20 protein-coding genes are annotated in these 23,368 nt (G+C 69.9%); all 20 read right to left on the bottom strand.

Translation table 11 applies throughout. From position 1 onward, the window contains the following. Nucleotides 1–65: 65 nt before the first annotated feature. A complete protein-coding gene (locus D3H34_RS16235; protein ID WP_119554736.1) occupies nt 66–1,505 on the bottom strand; it encodes an 8-oxoguanine deaminase in 1,440 nt (479 codons plus the stop codon). Further along, nucleotides 1,502–2,917, bottom strand: a complete 1,416-nt coding sequence (locus D3H34_RS16230; protein WP_119554734.1) for a nucleobase:cation symporter-2 family protein — start codon at nt 2,915–2,917, stop codon at nt 1,502–1,504. The genes D3H34_RS16235 and D3H34_RS16230 overlap by 4 nt, the downstream gene beginning before the upstream one ends. Nucleotides 2,918–3,035: 118 nt before the next feature. Then, nucleotides 3,036–3,938 (bottom strand): LysR substrate-binding domain-containing protein, encoded by a 903-nt coding sequence (locus D3H34_RS16225; RefSeq protein ID WP_119554732.1) that lies wholly within the window; start codon nt 3,936–3,938, stop codon nt 3,036–3,038. A 48-nt stretch (nt 3,939–3,986) separates the two neighbouring features. Next, nucleotides 3,987–6,248 (bottom strand): phosphocholine-specific phospholipase C, encoded by a 2,262-nt coding sequence (locus D3H34_RS16220; RefSeq protein ID WP_119554730.1) that lies wholly within the window; start codon nt 6,246–6,248, stop codon nt 3,987–3,989. A 26-nt stretch (nt 6,249–6,274) separates the two neighbouring features. Continuing rightward, a complete protein-coding gene (locus tag D3H34_RS16215) occupies nt 6,275–8,509 on the bottom strand; it encodes a phosphocholine-specific phospholipase C (protein ID WP_119554852.1) in 2,235 nt (744 codons plus the stop codon). A 32-nt stretch (nt 8,510–8,541) separates the two neighbouring features. Further along, on the bottom strand, nt 8,542–8,730 hold the full coding sequence (locus tag D3H34_RS16210) for a hypothetical protein (protein WP_205736735.1): 189 nt from the start codon (nt 8,728–8,730) through the stop codon (nt 8,542–8,544). Between the two features lie 49 nt (nt 8,731–8,779). Further along, the gene (locus D3H34_RS16205) at nt 8,780–10,840 is read right to left on the bottom strand and encodes a LamG-like jellyroll fold domain-containing protein (protein ID WP_119554728.1); all 2,061 of its coding nucleotides are present in this window, start codon (nt 10,838–10,840) and stop codon (nt 8,780–8,782) included. A 240-nt stretch (nt 10,841–11,080) separates the two neighbouring features. Then, complete coding sequence (locus tag D3H34_RS16200; RefSeq protein WP_119554726.1) at nt 11,081–11,980, bottom strand: 5'-nucleotidase; 900 nt, start codon at nt 11,978–11,980, stop codon at nt 11,081–11,083. Nucleotides 11,981–12,005: 25 nt separating this feature from the next. Beyond that, on the bottom strand, nt 12,006–12,599 hold the full coding sequence (locus D3H34_RS16195; protein WP_119554724.1) for a DUF7822 domain-containing protein: 594 nt from the start codon (nt 12,597–12,599) through the stop codon (nt 12,006–12,008). Nucleotides 12,600–12,611: 12 nt separating this feature from the next. After that, nucleotides 12,612–13,853, bottom strand: a complete 1,242-nt coding sequence (gene gspF, locus D3H34_RS16190) for a type II secretion system inner membrane protein GspF (protein ID WP_119554721.1) — start codon at nt 13,851–13,853, stop codon at nt 12,612–12,614. Nucleotides 13,854–13,862: 9 nt separating this feature from the next. Next, nucleotides 13,863–15,254 carry a GspE/PulE family protein gene (locus tag D3H34_RS16185; protein ID WP_119554719.1) on the bottom strand — a complete coding sequence of 464 codons (1,392 nt, stop codon included), beginning with the start codon at nt 15,252–15,254 and terminating at the stop codon, nt 13,863–13,865. A gap of 23 nt (nt 15,255–15,277) precedes the next feature. Beyond that, nucleotides 15,278–17,617, bottom strand: a complete 2,340-nt coding sequence (gene gspD / locus D3H34_RS16180; protein WP_119554717.1) for a type II secretion system secretin GspD — start codon at nt 17,615–17,617, stop codon at nt 15,278–15,280. A 7-nt stretch (nt 17,618–17,624) separates the two neighbouring features. Beyond that, a complete protein-coding gene (gspN, locus tag D3H34_RS16175) occupies nt 17,625–18,428 on the bottom strand; it encodes a type II secretion system protein N (RefSeq protein ID WP_119554715.1) in 804 nt (267 codons plus the stop codon). A 20-nt stretch (nt 18,429–18,448) separates the two neighbouring features. Then, nucleotides 18,449–19,000: a type II secretion system protein M gene (locus D3H34_RS16170; protein WP_119554713.1), complete on the bottom strand. Its 552-nt coding sequence runs from the start codon at nt 18,998–19,000 to the stop codon at nt 18,449–18,451. Continuing rightward, complete coding sequence (gene gspL / locus D3H34_RS16165; protein WP_119554711.1) at nt 18,997–20,208, bottom strand: type II secretion system protein GspL; 1,212 nt, start codon at nt 20,206–20,208, stop codon at nt 18,997–18,999. The genes D3H34_RS16170 and gspL overlap by 4 nt, the downstream gene beginning before the upstream one ends. A gap of 129 nt (nt 20,209–20,337) precedes the next feature. Continuing rightward, complete coding sequence (gene gspK, locus D3H34_RS16160; RefSeq protein WP_119554709.1) at nt 20,338–21,372, bottom strand: type II secretion system minor pseudopilin GspK; 1,035 nt, start codon at nt 21,370–21,372, stop codon at nt 20,338–20,340. Next, the gene (locus tag D3H34_RS16155; RefSeq protein ID WP_119554707.1) at nt 21,369–22,067 is read right to left on the bottom strand and encodes a PulJ/GspJ family protein; all 699 of its coding nucleotides are present in this window, start codon (nt 22,065–22,067) and stop codon (nt 21,369–21,371) included. Before D3H34_RS16155 ends, gspK begins: the two co-directional genes overlap by 4 nt. Next, entirely contained in the window at nt 22,067–22,447 is a 381-nt protein-coding gene (gspI, locus tag D3H34_RS16150) for a type II secretion system minor pseudopilin GspI (protein ID WP_119554705.1), read from the bottom strand. Before gspI ends, D3H34_RS16155 begins: the two co-directional genes overlap by 1 nt. Then, nucleotides 22,444–22,950 carry a prepilin-type N-terminal cleavage/methylation domain-containing protein gene (locus D3H34_RS16145; protein ID WP_119554704.1) on the bottom strand — a complete coding sequence of 169 codons (507 nt, stop codon included), beginning with the start codon at nt 22,948–22,950 and terminating at the stop codon, nt 22,444–22,446. Before D3H34_RS16145 ends, gspI begins: the two co-directional genes overlap by 4 nt. Beyond that, nucleotides 22,925–23,365 carry a type II secretion system major pseudopilin GspG gene (gspG, locus tag D3H34_RS16140; RefSeq protein ID WP_119554702.1) on the bottom strand — a complete coding sequence of 147 codons (441 nt, stop codon included), beginning with the start codon at nt 23,363–23,365 and terminating at the stop codon, nt 22,925–22,927. The genes D3H34_RS16145 and gspG overlap by 26 nt, the downstream gene beginning before the upstream one ends. Nucleotides 23,366–23,368: the final 3 nt, after the last annotated feature.

Genomic DNA, 23,368 nt, shown 5'->3' with positions numbered 1-23,368 from the left:
GGGTTGCTGCCTACCCCGAAGGTGCTCAAAAAAAGAGCGCCCCCGGCGCGGCCGGGGACAGGGGCTCAGGCCGTGTGCGGATGCCGCGCCGACTCGTACAGCGTGCGCGCCAGATCGCGGTGCGTCGCCAGCAGCGGTGCCAGTTCGACGCCGGTGAAGCGACCGTCGCGGATGCGAACCACGCCGTCGATCACGCTCAGCGAGGCCGCCACCGGCGTGCAGAACACCAGCGCCGCGACCGGGTCGTGCCAGGCGCCCGCGTGGTCCACGCCGCGCACGTCGAAGGCCACGAGGTCGGCCGACATGCCCGGCGCCAGCGCGCCGATGTCGTCGCGCCCGAGCACGCGGGCACCGCCGATGGTGGCGATCTCCAGTGCTTCGCGCGCGGTCATGGCAGCGGGGCCGTAGCCCACGCGCTGCAGCAACATGGCCTGGCGTGCTTCGCCCAGCATGTGCGCGCCGTCGTTCGACGCGCTGCCGTCCACGCCCAGGCCCACGGGCACGCCCGCGCGCCGCATCGCCCCGACGGGTGCGATGCCCGAAGCCAACCGCATGTTCGAGCAGGGGCAGTGCGCCACGCCGGTGCCGGTGCGCCCGAAGAGCGCGATGCCGGCGTCGTCGAGCTTCACGCAGTGTGCGTGCCACACGTCGTGGCCGACCCAGCCCAGGTCTTCGGCGTACTCGGCCGGCGTCATGCCGAACTTCTCGCGCGAGTAGGCCACGTCGTTGTCGTTCTCTGCCAGGTGCGTGTGCAGCGACACGCCGCGTTCGCGCGCCAATTCGGCCGACAGCCGCATCAGGTCGCGCGACACCGAGAACGGCGAACAGGGCGCGAGTACGATGCGGCGCATCGAGTGGCGCGCCGGGTTGTGCCAGCGGTCGATGAGCCGCTCGCTGTCGCGCAGGATCGCGGCCTCGGTCTCCACCACCTCGTCGGGTGGCAGGCCGCCGGCGCTGCGGCCCACGCTCATGCTGCCGCGCGCCGCATGGAAGCGCATGCCCATGGCGTCGGCCGCCTCGATCGAATCGTCGAGCCGCGCGCCGTTGGGGAACAGGTAGAGGTGGTCGCTGGTGGTGGTGCAGCCCGAGCGCATCAGCTCGGCCATGGCGGTCTGCGTCGACACGCGGATCATCTCGGGCGTGAGCCGCGCCCACAGCAGGTACAGGTTCGTGAGCCAGCCGAAGAGCTCGGCGTCCTGCGCCTCGGGCACGGCGCGCGTGAGGCTCTGGTACATGTGGTGGTGCGTGTTGACCAGCCCCGGCATCACGACATGGCCGTGCATGTCGATGGTTTCGGCCTGGCCGTTGCGCAGCGCGTCGAGGTAGTGAAGCGGCAGCTCGGCCGTGGCGCCGACCCACGCGATGGCGGGGCCGTCCATCACCACGGCGCCATCGGCGATCTCGCGCCGCGCGGCGTCCATGGTGACGAGCACGTCGGCGTGCCGGACGATCAGCAGCCGCTGCTGCGATGGAGAAATTGGGGAAGAGGAAGTCTGGAGGGTCATTCGGTTCCGTGCGAGGTGCGCGCCGCCATCGCGAAGGAGCGTTCCTTCGACAGCACGCCGTTGTAGAAAAGATTGAGCAGCACCGCGGCCAGCGTGCCCAGCACGATGCCGCTGTGCGTCAGCGGATGGGTCCAGGCGGGAAAGTGCTGGAAGAAGTTCGGCGACAGCGTCGGGACGAGGCCCAGGCCGATGGAAATGGCGATCACATACAGCGCATGGCGGTTGTGCGCATAGTCGATCGTGCCTAGGATGCGCACGCCCGTGGCCGCCACCATGCCGAACATCACGATGCCCGCGCCGCCGAGCACGAACTGCGGCACCGAGGCCACGATGTGCGCGACCTTCGGAAAGAGCGCCAGCGCGATCAGCATCAGGCCACCACCGGCCGCCACGTAGCGCGAGCGCACGCCCGTCACCGTGACCAGTCCCACGTTCTGCGAGAACGAGGTGTAGGGGAAGGTGTTGAACACGCCGCCGATGACCGTGCCCAGCCCGTCGGCGCGCAGGCCGCGTGTGAGCGCGTCGGTGGTCACCTTGCGGCCGGTGATTTCGCCCAGTGCGAGGAACATGCCGGTGGACTCGACCAGCGTGATCAGCATCACGATGCACATCGAGGCGATGGCCGTGAGCTCGAAGCGCGGCAGGCCGAAGTGAAAGGGCGTGGTCAAGGCGACCCAGCCTGCTTCCTCGAGCCCGTCGAAGTGCATGCGCCCGAGCGCCAGCGACACGCCCACGCCGAACACGATGCCCAGCAGCACCGCGATGTTGGCGATGAGCCCTTTGCCGAAGCGCGTGATCGCGATGATCACCGCCAGCACCGCCGCGGCAATGGCCAGGTTCGCCGGATCGCCGTAGGCCGGGTTGGCCACCGCGTGCGCCACGCCGTCGATCATGCGGGTCGCGGTGGGCTGGCCGCCCGCGGCCCAGTTGATGGCCACGCCCGTGAGCGACACGCCGATCAGCGTGATGACCGTGCCCGTGACGAGCGGCGGAAACACGCCCAGCACCCGCCCCATGAGCGGCGCGACGAGCATGCCGAACACGCCCGCCACGATGGTCGCGCCGTAGATCGCGGGCAGCCCGAGCGAGGGGTCCATGCCGATGGCGATCATCGGCCCGACCGCCGCGAAGGTCACGCCCATCATCACCGGCATGCGGATGCCGAAGCGCCAGAAGCCGATGGCCTGCACCAGCGTGGCGATGCCCGCGGCAAAGAGGTCGGCGTTGATGAGGAACGCGATGTCGGCCTTCGAGAGGCCGAGCGCACCGCCCACGATGAGCGGCACCGCCACCGTGCCCGCGTACATCACGAGCACGTGCTGCAGGCTCAAGGCGCCGCAACGGGCGAGCGGAAGCTTCTGGTCGACCCCTTCGCCGTCTCCTGCGGGGGTCTTTTTATCGTTCGAGGACATGGGAACCTTTCCTGCCGATGAACCGGCGCGGCAGTCTAGGAGCGATGTCTTCGCGCATGCAAAGTCAATAAATGACGCGCCCTGTGCACAAAAAGTGGACGGTCGGCCAGGGGCCGTTTCAGGGCGCCAGCAGGTCGTCCAGGCAGGCCACGACGTGGTTCGCGAACAGCTCGGCCGCGGCACTCGGCGCCTGGGCGGCGCGGGTCTCGAGCGTGAGTGTCTGGGCGTCCAGCGTGGTGTCGCGCAGCGGCACGAAGACCAGCGTGCCGTCGTTGCGCTCCTCGTCCACGTCCAGTCGGTTGAGCAGCGTGATGCCGGCGCCGTCGCGCACCAGCCGGCGCATCAGCGCCGTGGACGTGGTCTCGACCACCGGCGACACGCGGATGGCCGAGCGCTCGAACGCCGCGTCGAGGATCGGCCGGATCGACAGCGAGGGCGCGGGCAGGATCAGCGGGTAGCCCACGCACTCGGCCAGCACGGCGGTCGCATGTGCCGTGAGCGGATGGCCCGGCGGCACCACCGCACCGATCGGCCACTCGCTGCTGAACAGCGTGCGGAAGCCGGCCGTGCCAGGCACGTCGTAGGCCAGTGCCAGGTCGGCATCGCCTTCGGCCACGCTGCGCAGCACGGCCGCGATGGGCAGGCCGAGCAGCTTCAGCTGGATGCCGGGGTGCGCGGCGCGAAAGCGCTGCACCACGGCCGGCAGGAAGGCGTCGGCCAGGCCGGCCGTGGTGGCCAGCGTGACCTCGCCCTGGCGCAGGCCGCGCACGTCCTCGATGCGCTGGCGCACGAGATCGAACTCGCGTAGCGTGCCGCGCGCATGGGCCAGCACGATTTCGCCCACGGGCGTGAGCTTGAGCGTGTTGTGGATGCGCTCGAACAGCGGCGCGCCCAGTTCTTCCTCGAGGTTCAGGATCTGCCGGTTGACGGCCGTGGGCACCACGTGCAGCTGCTCGGCCGCCTTGCGGATCGAGCCCGCGCGGACCACCTCGACGAAGTACCGAATGACCTTGGCGTGCATGAATTCCCCCGCGCCGCTGGCGGGCGCGGGGGGATCATGCATGCGTCCTCAGAGGTCGGGCAAGCCCATCGCCGGATCGCTGACCGTGTGCTTGCCGGTTTCCACGCGGCCGGCAAAGCGGCGGTAGTAGGCCGGGTCGGCATCGCAGGTGACGGCGAAGTCGTACCACTGGCCGCTGGCGGCGAGCTCCCAGTGCTGCTCGGACTGCGCACTGCCGTTCACCGTCGCGGTCCACGGGCCGTCGTCGCGGTAGGCCTTGGCGCGCACCGTGAACTTGCAGGCGGCCTTGCCGTCGTTGCGCATCTGCAGGTAGACGTTGCCGTTGGCGATGTCGTAGCACACGCGCACTTCGGGCGCGGCCACGCCGCCCGCGCGCAGACGGCCGAGGTCGCCCTTGAAGTGGCGGTGGTAGCCGTTGGGGCCGAGCACCCACAGGTCGTAGAAGCCGCTGTTGTCGGTCGCCGCGGCCCAGCTGTCGTCCAGCGTCTTGCCGGCTTCGACCATGTAGCGGCGCGGCAGGCGATCGAGGTTGAGCTTGTCGTACACGTGGAACACCGCGGCGGCCTTGCCGGTGTTCGAGAAGATCAGCTTCACGGTGCCGGTGAGCGCGTCGGCCCGAGCGCTCGTGTGCAGCTCGTAGGGCAGGGCGCGCGAAGGCCGCGTGCCGGTGGCCTGGCGCGGCAACTGCGGATCGGCGGGCGGCGCGATGGGCGGCCGCTTCTTGCCGCCTGCGTCGAACTCCTGCGTGGCTCTCAACGCTTCGGCGTCAGTCCGGCTCTGTTTGCCCGCGAGCTGGGGCAGGGCTTCGGTGTTCGGCGTGGCGAAGTTGAAGGCGCTCGTGAGGTCGCCGCACACCGCGCGGCGGAACGGCGAGATGTTCGGCTCCTTCACGCCGAAGCGCGTTTCAAGGAATTGCAGCACCGAGGTGTGGTCGAAGGCCTGCGAGCTCACCCAGCCGCCGCGGCTCCAGGGAGAGATCACATACAGCGGCACGCGCGGGCCGGGGCCGAACACGCGGTTGTCGGGCTTGGGCTGCGAGGTGCTGCCATCGGGCGCCGGTTGCGTGAAGTACTCGTGCTTCAGGTCGTCGGCGGCCAGTGTGGTCTTGCCGGCCGGCGTCAGGTCGGGGTTGAGCGACGGGGCCGACGGTGAGGGCACATGGTCGAAGTAACCGTCGTTCTCGTCGAAGTTGACGAGCAGCACGGTCTTGCTCCAGACCTCGGGCACGGCGGTGAGCGCATCCAGTATTTCCTGAATGAACCACGCGCCCTGCACCGGGCTGGACGGGCCCGGGTGCTCGCAGTAGGCGGAGGGCGCGTTGATCCAGCTCACTTGCGGCAGGCGGCCGGCCTTGATGTCGCGACGGAACGCATCCAGGTAGTCCTCCGGCTTGTCGCCGGGCAGCGTGTTGGCGATGCCCTTGTAGAGCGGATTGCCCGGGTTGTCGCTGGCCGCGTCGTAGGCGTGAAAGGGGAGTGTCTGGCCGGTGTCGGAAAAGGGCGCCTTGTAGTAGCCGCTCGTCACCGGGTAGGGCGACGCGCGGTTGGCGCGACGGAACTGGCGGAATGCGCCGAGCATGTTGTCGCCCCATTCGTCGGGCATGTTCTGGTAGCAGATCCAGCTCACGCCGGCGTCTTCGAGCCGCTCGGCATAGGTCTTCCACGTGTAGCCGGTGTCGACCTTGCTGGGGGTGGCGTCCAGCCAGTCCCACTCGTTGGTGACGAAGGCCACGCCCTGCGCGGTCGGGCCGTTGGTGCCGGTGATGTGGAACGAGCGGTTCGCGTCGGTGCCGGTGTGCATCGCGCAGTGGTACGCGTCGCACAGCGTGAAGGCATCGGCCAGCGCGAACTGGAACGGGATCTCGGTCTGCTTGTGGTAGCCCATGGCCTTGGGCGTCTTGTAGCGCGCCCATTCGTGCATGCGGCCGCCGCCCCAGGCCTTCTGGCTGTCGTCCCAGTCGTGCGGCGTGCCGCCGTCGCGCTGCGCATTGCCCTTGCGGCTGTCGAAGTGGTAAGGCGGGATCACCTTGCCGCTGGCATCGCTTTGCTGCCAGACGTTGAGGCCCTTGGGCAGTGGAATTCCGAAGCGGTCGCCGAAGCCACGCACCCCGGCGAGGGTGCCGAAGTAGTGGTCGAACGAGCGGTTCTCCTGCATCAGGATCACGACGTGTTCGACGTCCTTGATCGTGCCGGTCTTGTTGTTGGCCGGAATGGCCAGTGCGCGGCGGATGCTCGGCGGAAAGGCCGAGAGAGCGAGCGCGGCGGCACCGGTGGTGGCGGTGCCGGTGAGGAAGTTGCGACGGGAAGTCATGGCGTGGTGATGTCTTCGTGCCACGCTCAGGCGCCGGTCGTGCCCATGGCCGGGTCGCTCACCGAGTGCCGGCCGGTTTCCACGCGACCCGCGAAGCGGCGGTAGAAGCTGGTGTCGGCATCGCAGGTCACCTCGAAGTCGTACCAGGCGCCGCTGGCGGCCAGGTCCCAGTGCTGCTCGGCGGTGGTGCCGCCGGCCACGGTCGCGGTCCATGGGCCGTCGGTGCGGTAGGCCTTGGGGCGCACCGTGAACTTGCAGGCGGTGCGACCGCCGTTGAGCATCTGCAGGTAGACGTTGCCGTTGGCGATGTCGTAGCACACGCGCACTTCGGGGTTGGGCGCATCGCCGGCGCGCAGGCTGTTCAGGTCGCCGCGGAAATGCCGGTGGAAGCCGTTGGGGCCGAGCACCCACAGGTCGTAGAAGCCGGTGTTGTCGACCATCGCGTTCCAGGTGTCGTCCAGCGTCTTGCCGGCCTCGACCATGTAGCGGCGCGGCAGGCGCTCGAGGTTGAGCTTGTCGTACACGTGGAAGACGGCCGCGGCCTTGCCGGTGTTGGCGAACAGCAGCCGCACCTTGCCGCTGGTGGCGTCGTTGCGCGCGCTCACGTGCAGTTCGTACGGCAGCGCGCGCGAGGGGCGCGTGCCGGCGGCCTGGCGGGGCAGCTGCGGATCGGTGGGCAGCGGCACCGCCGCGCGCTTGGTCTTGCCGTCGGCCTCGAACTCCTGCGACTTGCTCTGCTGGTTGGCCTCGTCCAGGGTCTTGCGTCCGGCCAGCTGGGGCAGTGCCTCGTTGTTCGGGTTGGCGAAGTTGAAGGCGCTGGTCATGTCGCCGCACACGGCGCGGCGGAACGGGCTGATGTTGGGCTCCGCGACCCCGAAGCGCGCCTCGACGAAGCGCAGCACCGAGGTGTGGTCGAAGGCCTGCGAGTTCACCCAGCCGCCGCGGCTCCAGGGCGAGACCACGTACATGGGCACGCGCTTGCCCGGGCCGAAGACCTTGCCGTCCGGCGGATAGTTCGCCTGGCGGCTGGTGCCGGGCGGCGCCGGGTAGTTGTGGTACTCGAAGGCGACCTGCGCATCGCTGAGCGTGGTCTTGCCGGCAGCGGTGCCGTCGGGGTTGATCGAAGGAGCGGAGGGCGAGGGGTAGTGATCGAAGAAGCCGTCGTTCTCGTCGAAGTTGATGAACAGCACCGTCTTGCTCCACACCTCGGGCACGGCGGTCAGCGCGTCCATCACCTGCTGGATGTACCAGGCGCCCTGCACGGGGCTCGATGGCCCGGGGTGCTCGGAGTAGGTGGCGGGCGCGACGATCCACGACACCTGCGGCAGCTTGCCGTTCTTCACGTCGTTGCGGAAGGTGTTGAGGTACTCCTCCACGTTGGCGCCGGGCATGGTGTTGGCGATGCCCTTGTACAGCGGGTTGCCGGCGTCGTCGCTGGCCGGGTCGTAGGCTGGCACGGTGCCGGTGTTCGTGACCGGCTTGCCCGAGGCCTCGCTGGCCTGGCGGTACTGCTTGAAGCCGGTGAGCGGGTTGTCGCCGAAGTTGTCGCGCATGTTTTCATACACGATCCAGCTCACGCCGGCCGCCTGCAGGCGCTCGGGAAAGGTCTTCCACTCATAGCCGCTGGTCGAGGGCGGGGTGTAGCTGTCGTCCCACTCGTTGGTGACCGTGGCCACGCCGGCGCCGGTCGGGCCGTTGCTGCCGGCCCAGGCGAACATGCGGTTGGAGTTGGTGCCCGCGTGCATGCTGCAGTGGTAGCCGTCGCACAGCGTGAAGGCATTGGCCAGCGCCATCTGGTAGGGCAGCTCCGCTTCCTTGTAGTAGCCCATGGACAGCGTGCTCTTGTAGCGCGGCCACTGGTAGTTGCAGTTGCGGCCGCCGTCCCAGGCGTTCTGGCCGTCGCTCCAGTCGTGCGGCGTCTGTCCCGAGCGCAGCGCGTTGCCCTTGGTCTGGTCCAGGTGGTAGGGCGGGATGACGTCGCCGCTGCCGTCGCCCTGCTGCCAGACGCTGCGCCCGTTGGGCAGCGGAATGGTGAAGCGATCGCCGAAGCCGCGCACGCCCATCAGCGTGCCGAAGTAGTGGTCGAACGAGCGGTTCTCCTGCATCAGGATGACGATGTGCTCGACGTCCTTGATGGTGCCGGTCTTGTTGTTGGCGGGAATGGCGAGCGCGCGGCGGATGCTCGGCGGGAAGGCCGAGAGCGCGAGGGCGGCGGCGCCGGTGGTGGCGGTGCCCGTGAGGAATTTGCGGCGTGAATTCATGGTCTTGTCGTGGCGTGTCATGAAGTCGCGGGTCACGGTGCGCAGCGCATCTCGGGCTTCACGCCGGTTTCGGGCTGGGGTTGCGGGGGCGTCGTGCCGGTGCCGGGCGGAAAGCCGGGGAAGCCACCGCCGCCGTTGTCGCTGCCGCCGCAGGCGGACAGCGTGCAGGCCAGGATGAATGCGGCCAGCAGGCGCGTGGGGAGTGAAGCTTGGAGCAACATGGGGTGATCCTCTTTGTGATGTCGTGGAGATCGGGGTGATCGAAAGTGGTCAGGGCGCGAGCGCCGACAGCGGCTGGCCCGACGTGTAGATGGCCGTGAGTTCTTCGGCCGTGAGTGCGCGGTTCCAGATCGCGAAGTCGTTGAAGTCCATCGCGCCACGCGGCGAAGCCGACCAGCGCTGGTAGTACAGGCCGGTGGCGTCCTCGTTGAGCGCAAGGCCCTTGCCAAGTCCGCCGAGCGCGGCGACCAGTGCGCTCGAGAGCGCGACGCTGCCGGTCTGCGTGCCCTTCACCGGGTCGAACACATAGCCGTTCATGTTCTTGCCCGCCTTGTCGACGACCATCGCGACGTAGGCCCAGCGGCCCGCGCTCAGGAAGTGCTTGCCGCTGATTTCGCCGCGCCCGCTGCCGGTACCGGTGTTGAAGCGCAGCTCGCAGTTGCTGAACAAGCCGAGCGCGAGGCCCGCGTTGTTGCCGCTGTCGTAGTTCTTGTTGGCGATGACCGATGCGCCGTTGCTCACGCCCTGACTGCAGGTGGCGTCGGTGCGCAGCCAGAAGCCGAAGGTGAAGGCGGTCACTGCCGGCGCGGAGGTCACGTCGCGCGTCTGCAGCAGCTTGTAGCCGGCCATGCCGCTCGCGTTCTTGATGCGGCTGTCCACACGCAGCGCCTGGACGCGATAGGGCGGCTGGAAGTTGTCGTCGGCCACGAGCGAACCGCCATCGGCATCCGCGGCCATGGGCGCGAGCGTCGCGGTCCCGTTGACGTCCAGGGCCGGCAGTGCATCGAGCGGGAAGAGGTTGAGCAGGCCGACCTTCACATAGGCGATCTGCGCGGAGATCGAGACGCTCGCGCCGCCGGCCGCAACCGTGTACTGGAACGCGTAGAGGCCGTCGGCCGCGGCCTTCACGGGGTCGGTGTAGCGCGTGGCGCCGGCCGGCAGCGTGGCGATCGGCTGGCCGTCGCGCAGCACCTGCACGGGGCCACCCAGGTCGCCCGCGAGCGTCCACGAGAGTTCGATGCTGCTGCGGTCGGCGCTGGTGCGGGCCGCGAGTTGCTGCACGGCGGTGGTGGCCTGCAGGGCCTGGCCGTTGAAGTTGTAGGCCGCGGTGGCGGGCAGTGCGCCCAGGTGTCGCAGCACGGTGGGCGCGATGTCGGTCGCGGCGGCCGACTGGCGCAGGGCGTTGTCGTCGGCCGGCGAAGCGGCGCCGACGGCGGGCAGTGCGGGCAGGGTCTTGTTGCTGGCGATGAAGACCGTCTTGTTGTCGATGTCCTTCAGGCTGGTCACGCCGCCGAAGGCGTCGAGGCCGTGGCCGGTCGTGAGGATCACGAGCCAGTCTTCCTTCGCATCGTTGGCGGTGCGCTGCGCGATGCGCGTGAGCAGTTGGCCGACGGCGGTGGCGGTGTCGGAGACGGCGCGCTGGTAGGCGTCGCTGCGCAGGCCGTTGGTTGCCGCGGCGGCGGGCGCGCTGTACTGCGCCACCAGCAGGTCGTAGCCCGCGCCGATGAGGCGCGTGGTGTTGGCGGTCACGCAGGCATCGGCGCCGGCGCAATCGACGGCAGTGTCGAGCGTGCCGGTTTCCGCGAGCAGCAGGTTCGGATAGAGCGTGTTGGCGGTGACCGATGCGGTGAGATAGTTCGCGTCCTTCTTCTGCTTCGCGAAGGCGAAGACCGAAGGTGCGAGCTTCACGTCGATGCGCTGGTCCACGGTGTCGGCGCGCACGGCGTGACGGGGCACCCAGGTGCCGGTCAGCAGCGTGGCCCAGCCGGGGCCGTCGGTGGTGGGCTGCTCGCTGAGCGCGCCATCGGTGCCGCCGGTCCATGCGGGAGCGAGCTGCAGCGACTGCAGCGCGGCCGGCACTTTCTTCTGCGCGATGGCTTCGCGCAGGGCCGCGTGCGTGAGTCCGTCGATCTCGACGATCAGCGCCTTGGGGCCGCTCTTGCCTTCGTTGGGCGTGCTGGCCGGCGGTGGCGTGGGGTTGCCGCCGGTGATCGGCGGAAACGCGACGCCACCGCCGCCTCCACCGCCGCAGGCCGCGAGCGCGGCGGAAATCGCAAGGGGCAACAGCCAGCGCGCGAGGGGCGCGGCGTGCGTGAAAGAGGTCGGACGCATCGGAAAAGCCGTTCGGTTCTTGTTGTCTGTCGGAGGGAGGTGAAAGGCCGGTGCGAAAAAAAAAGTGCCACGAAGGCACCGCGCACCAGACAGGCGACAAGACTAGGGAGAACCCGTTACTCGGCAGTGAACGAGCGATGACAGTGGGACGAAACGCGTGTGACAACGCACCACCCCCGCAGGGGTGCGCGATGCGAAAACGGTGGTGGCGGGTGCGGCGCGCGCGGTGCGCCGCTGCGCTCAGGACTCGTTGCTGATGCCGCTGGCCACGTGCCCCGCAGGCACATGCCGCGAGGCCGCGTCGACGTGGCCGGTCTGGTCGTCGAAGAAGAAGTCGGGCTCGAACTCGCGCAGGAACTCGCCCTTGGGCAGACCGCCGAGGAACATCGCTTCGTCGACGCGGATGTTCCACTTCATGAGCGTGCGGATCGCGCGTTCGTGCGCTGGCGCACTGCGCGCCGTAACCAGCGCGGTGCGGATGCGCATCTGTGCATTGCCCGCCATCTGCAGCCGGTGCAGCGCCATCAGCAGTGGCTTGAACGGGCCTTCGGGCAGCGGCAGGTCGGCCTTGCTGAGTTCGTGCGCCTGGAAGGCGTCGAGGCCTTCGGCCTGGAACACGCGCTCGGCTTCATCGCTGAACAGCACCGCATCGCCGTCGAAGGCGATGCGCACTTCGTTGGGCCACGCGTCGCTGGCCTTGACCGATTCGACCAGCACGCGCGCGGCCGGAAAGCCCGCCACGAGCGCCTCGCGCACGTCCTGCGCGTTGACCGACAGGAACAGGTGCGCGCGCAGCGGACGCAGGTAGCCGAAGGGCGGGCGGCCCTGGGTGAACACGCCGCGCTGCAGCTTGATGTCGGCCGCCGCGCTCGACTTGAAGATGCGCATGCCCGACACCGGATCGTTGCGCGAAAGAATGACCACCTCGACGCGCTGCACGCCGTCGTCGTTGAAGCGCAGCAGCTTGCGGATCAGCGAATACGCAATGCCGGGCGCCGCGGGCACGTCGATGCGGTCCAGCTGCAGCTTCATGTAACCCTCGTTGTCGCCGGCCTCGAAGATGCGGTTCTCTTCTTCGAGGTTGAACAGGGCGCGCGAGGAGATCGCGACCACGAGTTTGTCTTCGAGGGTGACTGGCATGGCTTGATGCGTTTCGGTCGGCGGTTCAGGCGTCGTCGTCGGTGGACGCTGCGTTGAGCGAGAAGTAGAGCGTATCCGACCAGTAGCCCAGGCCCAGGTCGCGCAGCGGCGCCTGGATGCTTTCCTGCGCCGGCGTGAAGACACGGTCCCAGAAGGTTTTCTTCTGCGGGACCAGGCGCGCCAGTGCGGCTTCAATCTCGGCGTCGATGGTCTGCACGCCCTGCAGCAGGCTCGCCGCCTGTGTCTCGAGCGACTCATCGCTCATGGTGAGGACCTCGGCACACTCCAGGAAGAGGTAGCCGTTGCGGTCGACGTGACGGTTCAGGAAGTCGAGCGCCTGGTCGCGCATCGGTGCGATGGCGGGGTGGTCGATGCGGGCCAGGAACTGTTCGAGCCGGTCGAGGCCCGGCCCGGCGCGGCCCACGAGTGCCGTGGGTTCAGGCATGGACCAGATCAGCGAGGGGCAGCGTTGCACGTCGACCGACACCAGCAGCCGGTAGACCAGCGGGATGTTGTAGGAGCACTCCGAGAGGCCCTTGAGCTGCCCCGCATCGCTGCCGCTTGCCGCACTGGCACCCGGAACAAAAGGGCTGGCGAACAGGTAGCTCCGATTGGCCATGCGAGGCTCCCGCTATTTGACGAACTGGTTCAGCTGGATGATCGGCAGCATCACGGCCAGCACGATGAGCATCACCACGCCGCCCATGGCGACGATGAGCAGCGGCTCCAGGATGGTGGCCAGGTGCATCGCGCGGCGCTGCACTTCGGCGCCCAGCTGGTTGGCGGCGCGCTGCAGCATCACGGGCAGCGTGCCGGTCTGCTCGCCCAGGCGTGCGAACATCGACACCAGCCCCGGGAAGCGTTTTTTCTGTGCCAGCGCGGAGGCCAGCGGCGCGCCTTCGCGCACCAGCACCAGCGCGTCGAGCGCGTCGGCGCGCATGGCACGGTTGCTCAGCGTTTCGGAGGCCGCTTGCAGCGCGCGCAGGATCGGCACGCCGGCCGTGGCCAGCATGGCGAGCGTGCTCGCGAAGCGCGCCGCGTTGTAGCCGCGCGCGAGCTTGCCGACCAGCGGCAGCTTGAGCCAGGCGGCATCGAACTTCAGGCGGAAGGCTTCCTGCGCCAGCGCGATGCGCGCACCGATGGCCGCGAGCACCACGGCGCCCAGCATCCACCAGCCGTAGTTGCGCACGGCCGCGCTCAGCGACAGCATCACGGTGGTGAGGAAGGGCAGCGAGCGCTTGGTGCCCGCGAACACCTGCGCCACCTGCGGCACCACGTAGCTCACGAGGAAGATCACGATCACGATCGCCACCAGCGTGACGATGGCCGGGTACAGCGCGGCGCCGATCAGCTTCTGCTGCAGCACCTGGCGTTCTTCGAGGTCGTCGGCCAGGCGTTCGAGCACGAGGCCGAGGTTGCCGCTTTGCTCGCCGGCGCCGATCACGGCGGTGTAGATGGGCGAGAACTCGCGCGGGTGCGCCGACAGCGCGCGTGCGAAGGGCGAGCCCGCGTTGACCTCGGCACGCAGCGAGGCGACGAGGTTGCGTTGCGGTTCCGATTCGGCTTCGTCGGTGAGCGCCGTGAGCGCGCGCTCCAGCGGCAGGCCAGCGGAGATGAGGCCGGCGAGCTGACGAGTCCACACCGCGAGGTTCGTCGAATTGAAGACCCGCTTGCCGCCGCCGAGCCAGCGCGTGAGCGCGTTGCTCGCACCGCCGCCACCGCCGGCCGCGTCGCTGCCGACCGGCTTGACCGACAGCGGAATGAGCGCCTGCGCCCGCAGCAGGCCGCGCGCGGCGCGCGCGGTGTCGGCCTCGAGCACGCCTTCGCGCGACTGGCCGCTGGCATCGATGGCTTCGAAGGAATAGGCGGGCATGTCGGCTCGCTACTCGCGGGTGACGCGCAAGAGTTCGGCGCGCGAAGTGATGCCGGCCTGCACCAGCCGTTCGCCGTCTTCGCGCATCGAGCGCAGGCCGCCGCGCGCGCCGGCTTCGAACAGCGCGCTCTCCGCGGCCTTGCCGTGGATCAGCGCCTGCACGTCGTCGTCGGCCACCAGCAGCTCGAAGATGCCGGTGCGGCCCTGGTAGCCGGTCTGGCCGCAGGCGTCGCAGCCCGCGCCGCCGCAGGCCGTGCAGACCTTGCGCACGAGGCGCTGGGCCAGCACGCCGAGCAGCGACGAGCTCAGCAGGAAGGGTTCCACGCCCATGTCGGTCAGTCGCGTGACGGCGCTGACCGAGTCGTTGGTGTGCAGCGTGGCCAGCACGAGGTGGCCGGTGAGCGAGGCCTGGATGGCGATCTGCGCGGTCTCGAAGTCGCGGATCTCGCCGATCATGATCACGTCGGGGTCCTGCCGCAGGATGGCGCGCAGGGCCTTGGCGAAGGTGAGTTCGATCTTGGCGTTGATCTGCGTCTGGCCCACGCCCGGCAGCTCGTACTCGATCGGGTCTTCCACCGTCATGATGTTGCTGCGGCTCGCGTCGAGCCGGGCCAGCGCGGCGTACAGCGTGGTGGTCTTGCCCGAGCCGGTGGGCCCGGTCACGAGGATGATGCCGTGCGGCTGCGCAATGAGCTTCTCGAAGCGTTCCAGCGAGTCGCCCTGCATGCCCACCGATTCGAGCGTGAGCTTCGATTCGCTCTTGTCCAAGAGGCGCAGCACGGCGCGTTCGCCATGCGCGCTGGGCAGCGTCGACACCCGCACGTCGACTGCGCGCGTGCCGATGCGCAGCGAGATGCGCCCGTCCTGCGGCAGCCGCTTCTCGGAGATGTCGAGGTCGGCCATGATCTTCAGGCGCGAGATCAGCGCGGCATGCAGCGCGCGGTTGGGCTGCACCACCTCGCGCAGCGTGCCGTCGATGCGAAAGCGCACGGACGAGGTGCGTTCGTAGGGCTCGATGTGGATGTCGCTGGCGCCGTCGCGCGCGGCCTGCGTGAGCAGCGCGTTCAGCATGCGGATGATGGGCGCGTCGCCGGCGCTGGCCAGCAGGTCTTCGACCGCGGGCAGCTCCTGCATCATGCGCGAGAGGTCGGCGTCGTTCTGCACTTCGCTGACCACCGCGGCGGCGCTCGATTCGCCTTGTGCGTAGGCGGCGCTGATGCGTTGGGCGAGCGGCCCGTCGTCGAGCAACTCGAAGGCCTGCACGCCGTACTTGCGGGTCACTTCACCGACCGCGCTGCGCGCCGGGTGGGAAGACATCCATAGCGTGTGGCGGCCGTCGTCCGCTTCTTCGAGCAGCAGTTGCTGGCTGCGTGCGAACGCGTAGGGCAGGGGGTAGCGCATGGGTGGCGTGTGCGTGGCGGTGCTCAGGGCAGCTCGCGCGAGCTGGTCGGATCGGCCGTGGGCGGCAGCGCGCCGCGCAGCGGGCTGGGCGCGAGCCGGCGGTTGTCGGTGGCGGGGCGCGGCGGCGGGATGAGCTGCGTGCCTTCCATGCGGGTCTCGCCGGCTTTCTTGCCGCTGTCGGTGTTGTTGCTGTTGAGGCGGTTGATGCGCACCAGCGGCGCCTCGGGCAGCACGGGCGCCGAGTCGACACCGCGCAGCATGATGTTGTCGGTGTTCGGCTGCGTGCGCTGCTGCATGCCGCGGATCTCGTCGTAGCGGTCGTAGGCGAAAGCCTCGGTCGTGGCGCCGTCGCGCATCACGGCGGGGCGCAGGAACATCATGAGGTTGCTCTTGTCGCGCGTGCGCACCTCGTTCTTGAACAGGTTGCCCAGCACCGGGATGTCGCCCGCCACCGGCACCTTCTCGACCGTGTTGCCGTAGTTGTCCGACAGCAGGCCGCCGAGCATCACGAGGCCGCCGTCTTCCACCAGCACGCTCGATTCGATGGAGCGCTTGTTGGTGGTCGGGCCGTTGACGTCCTTGACCGTGTTCTGGTCGACCGTCGAGGTCTCCTGGAAGATGGTCATCTTCACGGTGCCGTTCTCGTTGATGGTCGGGCGCACGCGCAGCGTGAGGCCCACGTCCTTGCGCTCCACCGTGGTGAACGGGTTGATGCCGACCGAACCCGAGGTGCTGGCGTACTGGCCGGTCACGAAGGGCACGTTCTGGCCGATGACGATCTTGGCTTCCTCGTTGTCCAGCGTGAGCAGGTTGGGCGTGGACAGCACGTTGGCGTCGCCGTCGCTGTTGAAGAAGTTGGCGATGGCGCCCAGGATGTACTGGCCGCCGATCTTGCCGGCGATGCCCAGGTTCAGGCCGGTGGAGGGCCGCACGCCGGCCACGTCGCGCGTGGCCAGGGCCTGCGTCAGCGCCAGGATGTTGGCGCTGGCCAGGCTGGAGTTGGTGCCGATGACGGCGTTGTTGCCCAGCGCGCTTTGCCACTGCACGCCGAAGTTGGCGGCCTTCTTGGCGCTGACCTCGACGATGAGCGCCTCGATCATCACCTGCGCGCGGCGGCCGTCGAGCTTGTCGATCACGGCGCGCATCTGGCGGTACTGCGGCTCGGGCGCGGTGATGATGAGCGAGTTGGTGCTCGGGTCGGCCTGGATCTGGCCGCCGGTGGACGGCTGGTTGGCGTTGTTCAGCGGCGCGTTGGCCGCGGCAGAACCACCGCCCTGGGTGTTGTTGCCGCCGAAGCTGGTCTGCGTCATCGGCATGCTGGCGGGCGGCACCGACGAACCGGCGCTGCCCTGGGCCCCGGGCGCGCCCGGCACCTGCGATTGCTGCTGGCTCGCGGCCATGGCCGCGCGCAGCGTGGCCGCCAGGCGCACCGCATCGGCGTTCTTCAGGTAGACCACATAGATGTTGCCGGCCGCGCCGTTGCTGCTTTCCGCCGGCGCACGGTCGAGCTTCTCGACCAGCGTGCGCACGAGCTGCGCGCGCGCCGGGTTGGCGGCGCGAAGGATCAGCGAGTTGCTGCGCGGGTCGGCCATCAGCGTGGTGCGGAACGACGCGTCGGCCGCACCCGGCGCGGCGCCTGGCGCGCCCGTGGCACCACCGCCGTCGACCAGCCGCGTGACCAGCGGCACCATGTCGGTGGCCACCGAGTGCTTGAGCTGGATGACCTCGATGTCGGACGCGTTGGGCACGTCGAGCGACGCGATGATGCGCGCCAGCCGGCGCATGTTGTCCGCGTAGTCGGTGATCACGAGCGAGTTGTTGCCCGGGTTCACGTTGATGGTGTTGTTCGGCGGGATCAGCGGGCGCAGCACCGGCAGCAGGCTGTTGGCCGACTCGTAGTTCAGCCGGAAGATCTGCGTGACGATCTGGTTGCCCGCGGCCGAGCTGGCACCGCTGATGGAGGTGTTGACGGTGCTGGTCTGCAGCTTGGCGTCGGCCTCGGGCACGACCTTGTACAGGCCGTCGGCCTCGACCACCGCGAAGCCCTGCAGGCGCAGCGCGGCGGCGAACTGGTTGAAGGCCGCGGCCGGCTGCAGCGGCCGGTCGGTGACCAGGTTCATGGTGCCCTTCACGCGCGGATCGACCACCACGTCGCGACCGGTGACCACGGCCATGGTGCGCGCCACGGCTTCGATGTCGGCGGCGGCGAAGTTGAGCGTGATCGGTTCGCCGCGCCGCGGGGCGTCGCCGGTCTGCGCATAGGCGGCCGGCAGGACCGGCACGAACGACGCGGCAATCAGCAGGCGTACCGCCAGCGCGATGAGGCCGGGGCGGGCGCCGGACGAGGACAGAGGCTTCTTCATGGTCGGATCAACCCAGGGTGATGATCGAGCGCGCACCGTCGCGCCGCCCGATGATGTTCAACAAATTGGAAAGTGCGTCTTCGCGGCCCGGTGCCGCGCTGGCTTCGCCGTTGAAGCGCAACGCGGTGCCGCTCCAGTCGCCGCTGCCGTTCAGTTCGAGGCTGCCTTCGCGCGTGCTCAGCAGCAAGGTGGGGCGCGTGCCGCCTTCGAGCGACAGGCGGTAGCTGCCCATCGGCCGCAGGGTCGACAGGCTGGAGGACACATCGGTGGCGTCGAGCGTGGCCTGGCCCGCGATGCGCAGCGCGGGGCCGTCCCACTGCATCGCGAAGGCGCGGGTGTTCAGGTCGAGCGCGCCTTCGAGCTTGAGGGTGTTCCAGGGCGCACCCAGGCCAGTGAGCAGCGTGGCGGGCCAGCGCGAGCGGGCGTCCTGCCATTCGAGTTGCAGGCCGTTGGCGCGCGGGCTGGCGCGCAGGCCCAGGGGCTGCGCCGCGCAGCAGGAGAGGTCCAGGCGCGCCGAGAGGCCGCGCCAGTTCGGCCACATGCGCCAGTTCAGGAGGCCGGGCAGCGACACGGCCTGTGTGCCGCCGGCGCCGCTGGCGAACACGACGGCGGCGGTGCCGTTCCAGACCGTGCCGCGTGGGTTGACCAGCAGCAGGCGGCCCTGCGTCCAGCCCGACAGCGCCGATGCGAGCCAGCGCGCCGGCGCGAACAGCACGACCGCGACCAGCACGCCGGTGGCGGCGCCGAGCACGGCCCAGCGCCAGCTGCCGCGGCGCGGCTGGAGATCGGGGACCGGGGGGCGTCTCGCCATGCCGTGCGGTGCGTGCTGCTTCAGCGCGGGGCGGGCAACGCCATCACGAGCGTGCCGTCCCAGCGGGGTTGCGGAGGTTGGTCGGGCGTGGCGGGCGCGGGCTTGGCGCCCGGCGGCGGCGGTGCGACGGGGGCGCGCGTCAGGTGCACTTCGCGCGGCACCGCATGGGCATTGCCGCGCGCCTGTGCGATCCATTGCGCCAGGCCCTGGGCGGGCGCGCCGCGCAACGTGACGGTGGCGGCACCGTCGCCGCCGGCCGTCATGAGCTGGGCGTTGGCAACGCCCAGGCCGTCGCGCACCGAGGTCTCGAGCGCGCGCAGTGCATCGTCGCGCGCCAGGCGGGGTTGCGACTGCAGCGCCTTCGCGCGGTTCTGCAAGGTGGCCATCTGCTGCAGCTCGGCGTCGAGCCGTGCGTGTTCGGCCGGTGCCGCGGCCAGCGTGCGCAGCGCGGGGGCGAGCGCGATCCACCAGAGCAAGGCCAGTGCCACCAGCGCGATGGCGGCGATCACCATGCGGCGCTCGCGCATCCCGAGGACGGCCCAGCGGGCCTTGAGTTGTTCGCTGAAGTTCATCGGTTGGCCTCGGCCTGCACCAGCAGCAGATCGCCCTCGGTGCGCACCTGGTAGCCGCGCGGCGACAGCGCGCTGGTGATCTGCGTGACCTCCTGCGGCTGCAGTCCGAGGCCGCGCAGGCGCAACTGGCCGGCGCTGAAGTCGATGGCGCTGGGGGAGCGCCCCGCAGGCAAGGTGGCGGCGATGGCGCCGACCATGGGTTCGAAATCGCTCGGGGCCACGTCGCCCACGGCCTGCTGCAGCGCGGCGACCTCGCGGCCCATCTGCAGCGGCGCGTCGACCACGATCTTCACCGAGGGGAAGGTCTGCGTCAGGATGGCGCGCGTGGCCTGGCGCTTGGACTCGAGCGCGTTGCGCTCCTTCCAGGCCCAGGCGTTCAGGCCGATCAATTGAGTCAGCAGCAGCACCACGACGCCCCAGCGCGCGGCGCGCCATTCGGGCGCGAAGCGCAGCGCCTGCAGCACCGAGGCGAACTTCTTGCCGGCGCGCGCGCGGCCCGTCACGGCGAGGTCGAACTGCGCGAGCTCCCAGGGCGTGCGCGTGGCGTGCAGCCAGCGCTGCGGCGCCTGCACGATCGGCACGCGGCGTTGCAGCAGGTGCTCGGCCGCTTCGGCGACGGCGGGCTCGGTGCTGATCACGGCGGTGTCCAGCGGCAAGCCGTTCGACAGGGCCAGTCCCGCACCGGCCAGCGGCAGCGAGACCACGCCGTCGCTGTCGCAGACCGTGAGCTGCGGCGCCTCGGGCTCGCCTGTGACCAGCAGCAGCGGCGGCGCGTCGACCGGCTGCGGCGTGAATTCGGGAACGATGCGCACGACGCGCCGGCCGGCGGCTTCGAGCCCCTGCACGACGCTGCGCAGCCAGATGCGGTTGCAGGCCACGACCCATACCGGCTCGCCGGCCTTGGCGTCGGGCGCGAGCGCGAAGTGCAGGGTTTCCGGTTCGTCGAGCAGGTGTTCTTCGAGCAGGCCGTCGAGCACGGCGCGCAGCTTCGAGGTGCTGCCCATGCTGCCCTTGGGCAGCGTGACGCGGTGCCACGACAGCGCCGCGGACGGGATGCCGAGCGTGACCTCGGGGCTCGACGGCAGCAGCGTGAGCAGCGCACGGCCCTGGTCGCGCAGGGCGATGCCGTCCTCACCGGCCTGGGCCCAGTCGTACTCGCCCGCGGCATCGGCCGGAGGGAGGGGGGCAATGAGCAGCAACGGGGTCATGTGGGGATGTCGGAAAAGCCGGTGATTGTAGGAGGGTGGCTTACAAGTTGTTGCTATTGTTTGTATAGCATACCTTGCAGAGACTACGTGCGTTTGACGGTGTTTTGATCAGACAAAAGTAAACGGGACTCAGGGTTTTGCCGGGGGCGTGGTGGCGCCGGCGCCACGGGTGCGCCAGACGGTGGTGACGGCCAGGCCCTTGCGAAGGAGCAGCGAGTGTTCCTCGACCCAGGTGCGATCGAGCCGCAACCGGCCGTACACCTCGAAATACTGGGTGCCCACGCCGTGCTGGGCCGCGTTGAAGCGCGAGCCGCCGCTGGGCAGGCCGGCGTTGGCCTCCTCGATGTTCTTGAAGAAGGAGCGCGTGCGCCGCTCCACGAGCTGGCGCGCGCTGGCGATGCCCAGCGACTCGACGCTCGCGCTGATGGCCTCGGCGCTGGCCGTGTTGAGGTTGAGCGTGGTGCGCTCCGGCAGGATCGTCACGTAGGGCTCGAGCGCGGCAGCGGTGGCGGGCGAGAGGCCGAGCCACACCAGTTGCGAGACTTCCTGCGGCATCAGCGGCGCGGCGCCGGTGTCGGCGCTGGCATCGGCACCACCGCTGCCGCCACCGCTGGAGGCAGCGTCGACGCTGCCGGTGGCGAGCGCGCTCGCGAGCCGCGTGGTCATCTGTGTGAGCTCCCCCGCTGGCAGGCCGAGCAGGTTGAAGAGGCGGGTGAAGGTGGCGACGCTGGCTGGCACCGGCTTGCCGGCGTCTACCAGCGACAGCACGTTGAGCTTGGACTGCGCGTCGACGATGCGGCCCGACAGGAAGGCATCGGGCAGGCCTTCGAGGTTGTCGCTCGCCACGTTCTTCTCGGCCGAGAGGAAGCTGGTGAGGCGCGCCTCCTCGAGCGGCACGGCCCACGGTTCGCCGAGGTGGTCGGGGCCGCCGGCGCGGCCGTCCTCGCCCAGGATCAGGCGCGACCAGTCGAGCGCGCCGATCAGCACCCAGGCCGCCTGCACGCGCGCACGCTCGGCGCCTTCGACCTCGGCGGCGCGCCACTGCTGCCAGAGCGCGGCGGCGGAGAAGGTGGCGACCAGCATCACGGTCAGCATGGCGGCGAGCAGCGCGGCGCCGCGTTGGCGATGTGCGCCCGCCGTGCGATGGGCTCGTGGAGCGGTCACGAGCGCGGCCCCCCGAGCGTCGGCCGGACCCAGTCGCGCGTGAGCGTGCCCGAGAGCCCGTCGCCGGGCGGCAGGGTCAGCACCAGCCGCACGCCGTCGGGCATGGCGATCAGTGCGCCGGCCGGGTTGGCCGGGTTCGCCGCCGCGACCGGCAGCGGCTCTGCCGGCACCCAGATGTTGTTGCGGAAGTACGCGAGCTGCCAGCTGTTGACCGGCATCAGCGCGACGTCGGTGGCGCCGCCGGCAGGCGCGGCGCCGTCCTGCGCCCAGGAGGCTGCGAGGTTCCAGGCCTGCACCCATTCGCCGCGCGTGGTGAAGGGTGCCGACTGCCAACGCCGCCAGCGCGTGCCGTCGGCGCCGGGGCGCAGCGTCCAGGCGACGACCTGCACGGTCGGCGTGCTGGTGTCGCTGCCGCGGCGCGTCATGCGCAGCACGCGGCCATCCCAGTCGATCGGGCGGGTCTGCGCGAGCAGGGTGATGGCATCGAGGTCGGCGCTCCATTGCGCGAGCGTGGCCTGCAGCGTGAGCACCGCGTCGGCGCGCAGCTGGTTGTGCGTGGTGGCGCGCGACATGTTGTCCAGGCCGCGCCAGCTCACCAGCGCGAGCAGCGCCATCACGGCGATGGCGACCAGCAGCTCGATCAGCGTGAAGCCGCTGAGGCCGTGTGCGCGCGAAGGCTTGCGGTTTCGCCTCATCAGACGCGTCCCACCACGGTCGAAACGCGCAGCAACGGCGCACTGCCTTCGTCGCGCACCTGCACGTCCACGCGCCGGAAGTTCGGGTTGAGCGTGGGCACGGTCGTGGTCGTCACGAGGAAGGTGAGGCCGGCCTGCAGGCAGATCGAGCCCGAGTCGCCGATGGCCGGCATCTGCCGCGACAGGCGTGCCTTGGCCAGTTCGTTCTCGGCGCACATGCCGGCGAGCACGAGATCGGACTGGCGCTGCGCATTGCGCGTGAGCGACATCGTGGCCTGCGAGCCGGCGGCAAGCGCGAGCGCGACGATGCCCAGCGCGATCAGCACCTCGACCAGCGTGAAGCCGCGGAGGGAGCCTGCGCGCTGCGGTGGCCGTCTCATGGCACGGCGAACACGGTGAAGGGCCGCAGCCCGTCGGTGGCGACCCGCAGCACGCGCGCGGGCGGGCCTTCGCTGTGGAGCATGACCTGCTGCGCGGGGATGATCGGATCGGGCCCGAGCTGCAGCGCCGCCACGGGCGTGCCGCCGGCCAGCGCGGCCTGGGCCGTGATGCCCGCGTGGGTCCAGCCGGTGGGCAAGGCGTCTGCGGGCAGGCCATCGAAGACGAAGCCGCCGCCGTCGACCTGGCGCCAGCGCACCATGACGCCACTGGCGCGCGATTGGGCACGGGCCGATTCGAGCAGGGCGGCCAGGCGGTCGGCCTCGCGGTCGAGCGCTGCGGCGTTGGTGTCGCGCATCGCGAAGCTCACGCTGGCGGTCGCGATGGCGATGATCGCGATCACCACGATCAGCTCCAGCAGCGTGAAGCCGCCCACCGCGCGAGGCGACGGCGACGGAACGCGATCGGGGGCGATGCGCTTACTGCCAGCTGCCGATGTCGGCATTCTTGCCCTCGCCGCCGCTCTGTCCGTCGGCGCCGAAGGAGAGCACATCGATTTCGCCCTTGATGCCGGGGTTCATGTACTGGTAGGGGTGGCCCCACGGGTCGTTGGGCAGCTTCTCGACGTAGGGCTTCCAGTTGGGCGCGGCCGGGCCTGCGGTGGGGCGGGTCAGCAGCGCCTGCAGGCCCTGCTCGGACGTCGGGTAGCGCTGGTTGTCGAGGCGGTACAGCTTGAGCGCCTGCATCAGGTTGTTGATGTCGGTGCGGGCGGCGGTGACGCGGGCATCGTCCGCGCGCTCGATCACGTTCGGCACGATCAGCGCAGCGAGCACGCCGATGATGACAAGCACCACCATGAGTTCGATCAGCGTGAAGCCGCGCTGTGCGGTGCGGGAGACGGAACGAATGATTTTGTTCATAGC

This window comes from Acidovorax cavernicola, assembly GCF_003581445.1.
The sequence above is the reverse complement of the archived record's forward strand: the minus strand, read 5'-3'. Positions and strand labels throughout refer to the sequence as shown.

What these genes read in the sequence shown, in the direction of transcription:
- D3H34_RS16215 (WP_119554852.1), bottom strand. Translation starts at nt 8,509, where the DNA reads ATGAATTCACGCCGCAAATTCCTCACGGGCACCGCCACCACCGGCGCC.
- D3H34_RS16195 (WP_119554724.1), bottom strand. Translation starts at nt 12,599, where the DNA reads ATGGCCAATCGGAGCTACCTGTTCGCCAGCCCTTTTGTTCCGGGTGCC.
- D3H34_RS16185 (WP_119554719.1), bottom strand. Translation starts at nt 15,254, where the DNA reads ATGCGCTACCCCCTGCCCTACGCGTTCGCACGCAGCCAGCAACTGCTG.
- gspG (WP_119554702.1), bottom strand. Translation starts at nt 23,365, where the DNA reads ATGAACAAAATCATTCGTTCCGTCTCCCGCACCGCACAGCGCGGCTTC.
- D3H34_RS16230 (WP_119554734.1), bottom strand. Translation starts at nt 2,917, where the DNA reads ATGTCCTCGAACGATAAAAAGACCCCCGCAGGAGACGGCGAAGGGGTC.
- D3H34_RS16225 (WP_119554732.1), bottom strand. Translation starts at nt 3,938, where the DNA reads ATGCACGCCAAGGTCATTCGGTACTTCGTCGAGGTGGTCCGCGCGGGC.
- D3H34_RS16205 (WP_119554728.1), bottom strand. Translation starts at nt 10,840, where the DNA reads ATGCGTCCGACCTCTTTCACGCACGCCGCGCCCCTCGCGCGCTGGCTG.
- D3H34_RS16210 (WP_205736735.1), bottom strand. Translation starts at nt 8,730, where the DNA reads ATGTTGCTCCAAGCTTCACTCCCCACGCGCCTGCTGGCCGCATTCATC.
- D3H34_RS16235 (WP_119554736.1), bottom strand. Translation starts at nt 1,505, where the DNA reads ATGACCCTCCAGACTTCCTCTTCCCCAATTTCTCCATCGCAGCAGCGG.
- gspD (WP_119554717.1), bottom strand. Translation starts at nt 17,617, where the DNA reads ATGAAGAAGCCTCTGTCCTCGTCCGGCGCCCGCCCCGGCCTCATCGCG.
- gspI (WP_119554705.1), bottom strand. Translation starts at nt 22,447, where the DNA reads ATGAGACGGCCACCGCAGCGCGCAGGCTCCCTCCGCGGCTTCACGCTG.
- D3H34_RS16200 (WP_119554726.1), bottom strand. Translation starts at nt 11,980, where the DNA reads ATGCCAGTCACCCTCGAAGACAAACTCGTGGTCGCGATCTCCTCGCGC.
- D3H34_RS16145 (WP_119554704.1), bottom strand. Translation starts at nt 22,950, where the DNA reads ATGCCGACATCGGCAGCTGGCAGTAAGCGCATCGCCCCCGATCGCGTT.
- gspN (WP_119554715.1), bottom strand. Translation starts at nt 18,428, where the DNA reads ATGGCGAGACGCCCCCCGGTCCCCGATCTCCAGCCGCGCCGCGGCAGC.
- gspF (WP_119554721.1), bottom strand. Translation starts at nt 13,853, where the DNA reads ATGCCCGCCTATTCCTTCGAAGCCATCGATGCCAGCGGCCAGTCGCGC.
- gspL (WP_119554711.1), bottom strand. Translation starts at nt 20,208, where the DNA reads ATGACCCCGTTGCTGCTCATTGCCCCCCTCCCTCCGGCCGATGCCGCG.
- D3H34_RS16170 (WP_119554713.1), bottom strand. Translation starts at nt 19,000, where the DNA reads ATGAACTTCAGCGAACAACTCAAGGCCCGCTGGGCCGTCCTCGGGATG.
- D3H34_RS16155 (WP_119554707.1), bottom strand. Translation starts at nt 22,067, where the DNA reads ATGAGGCGAAACCGCAAGCCTTCGCGCGCACACGGCCTCAGCGGCTTC.
- D3H34_RS16220 (WP_119554730.1), bottom strand. Translation starts at nt 6,248, where the DNA reads ATGACTTCCCGTCGCAACTTCCTCACCGGCACCGCCACCACCGGTGCC.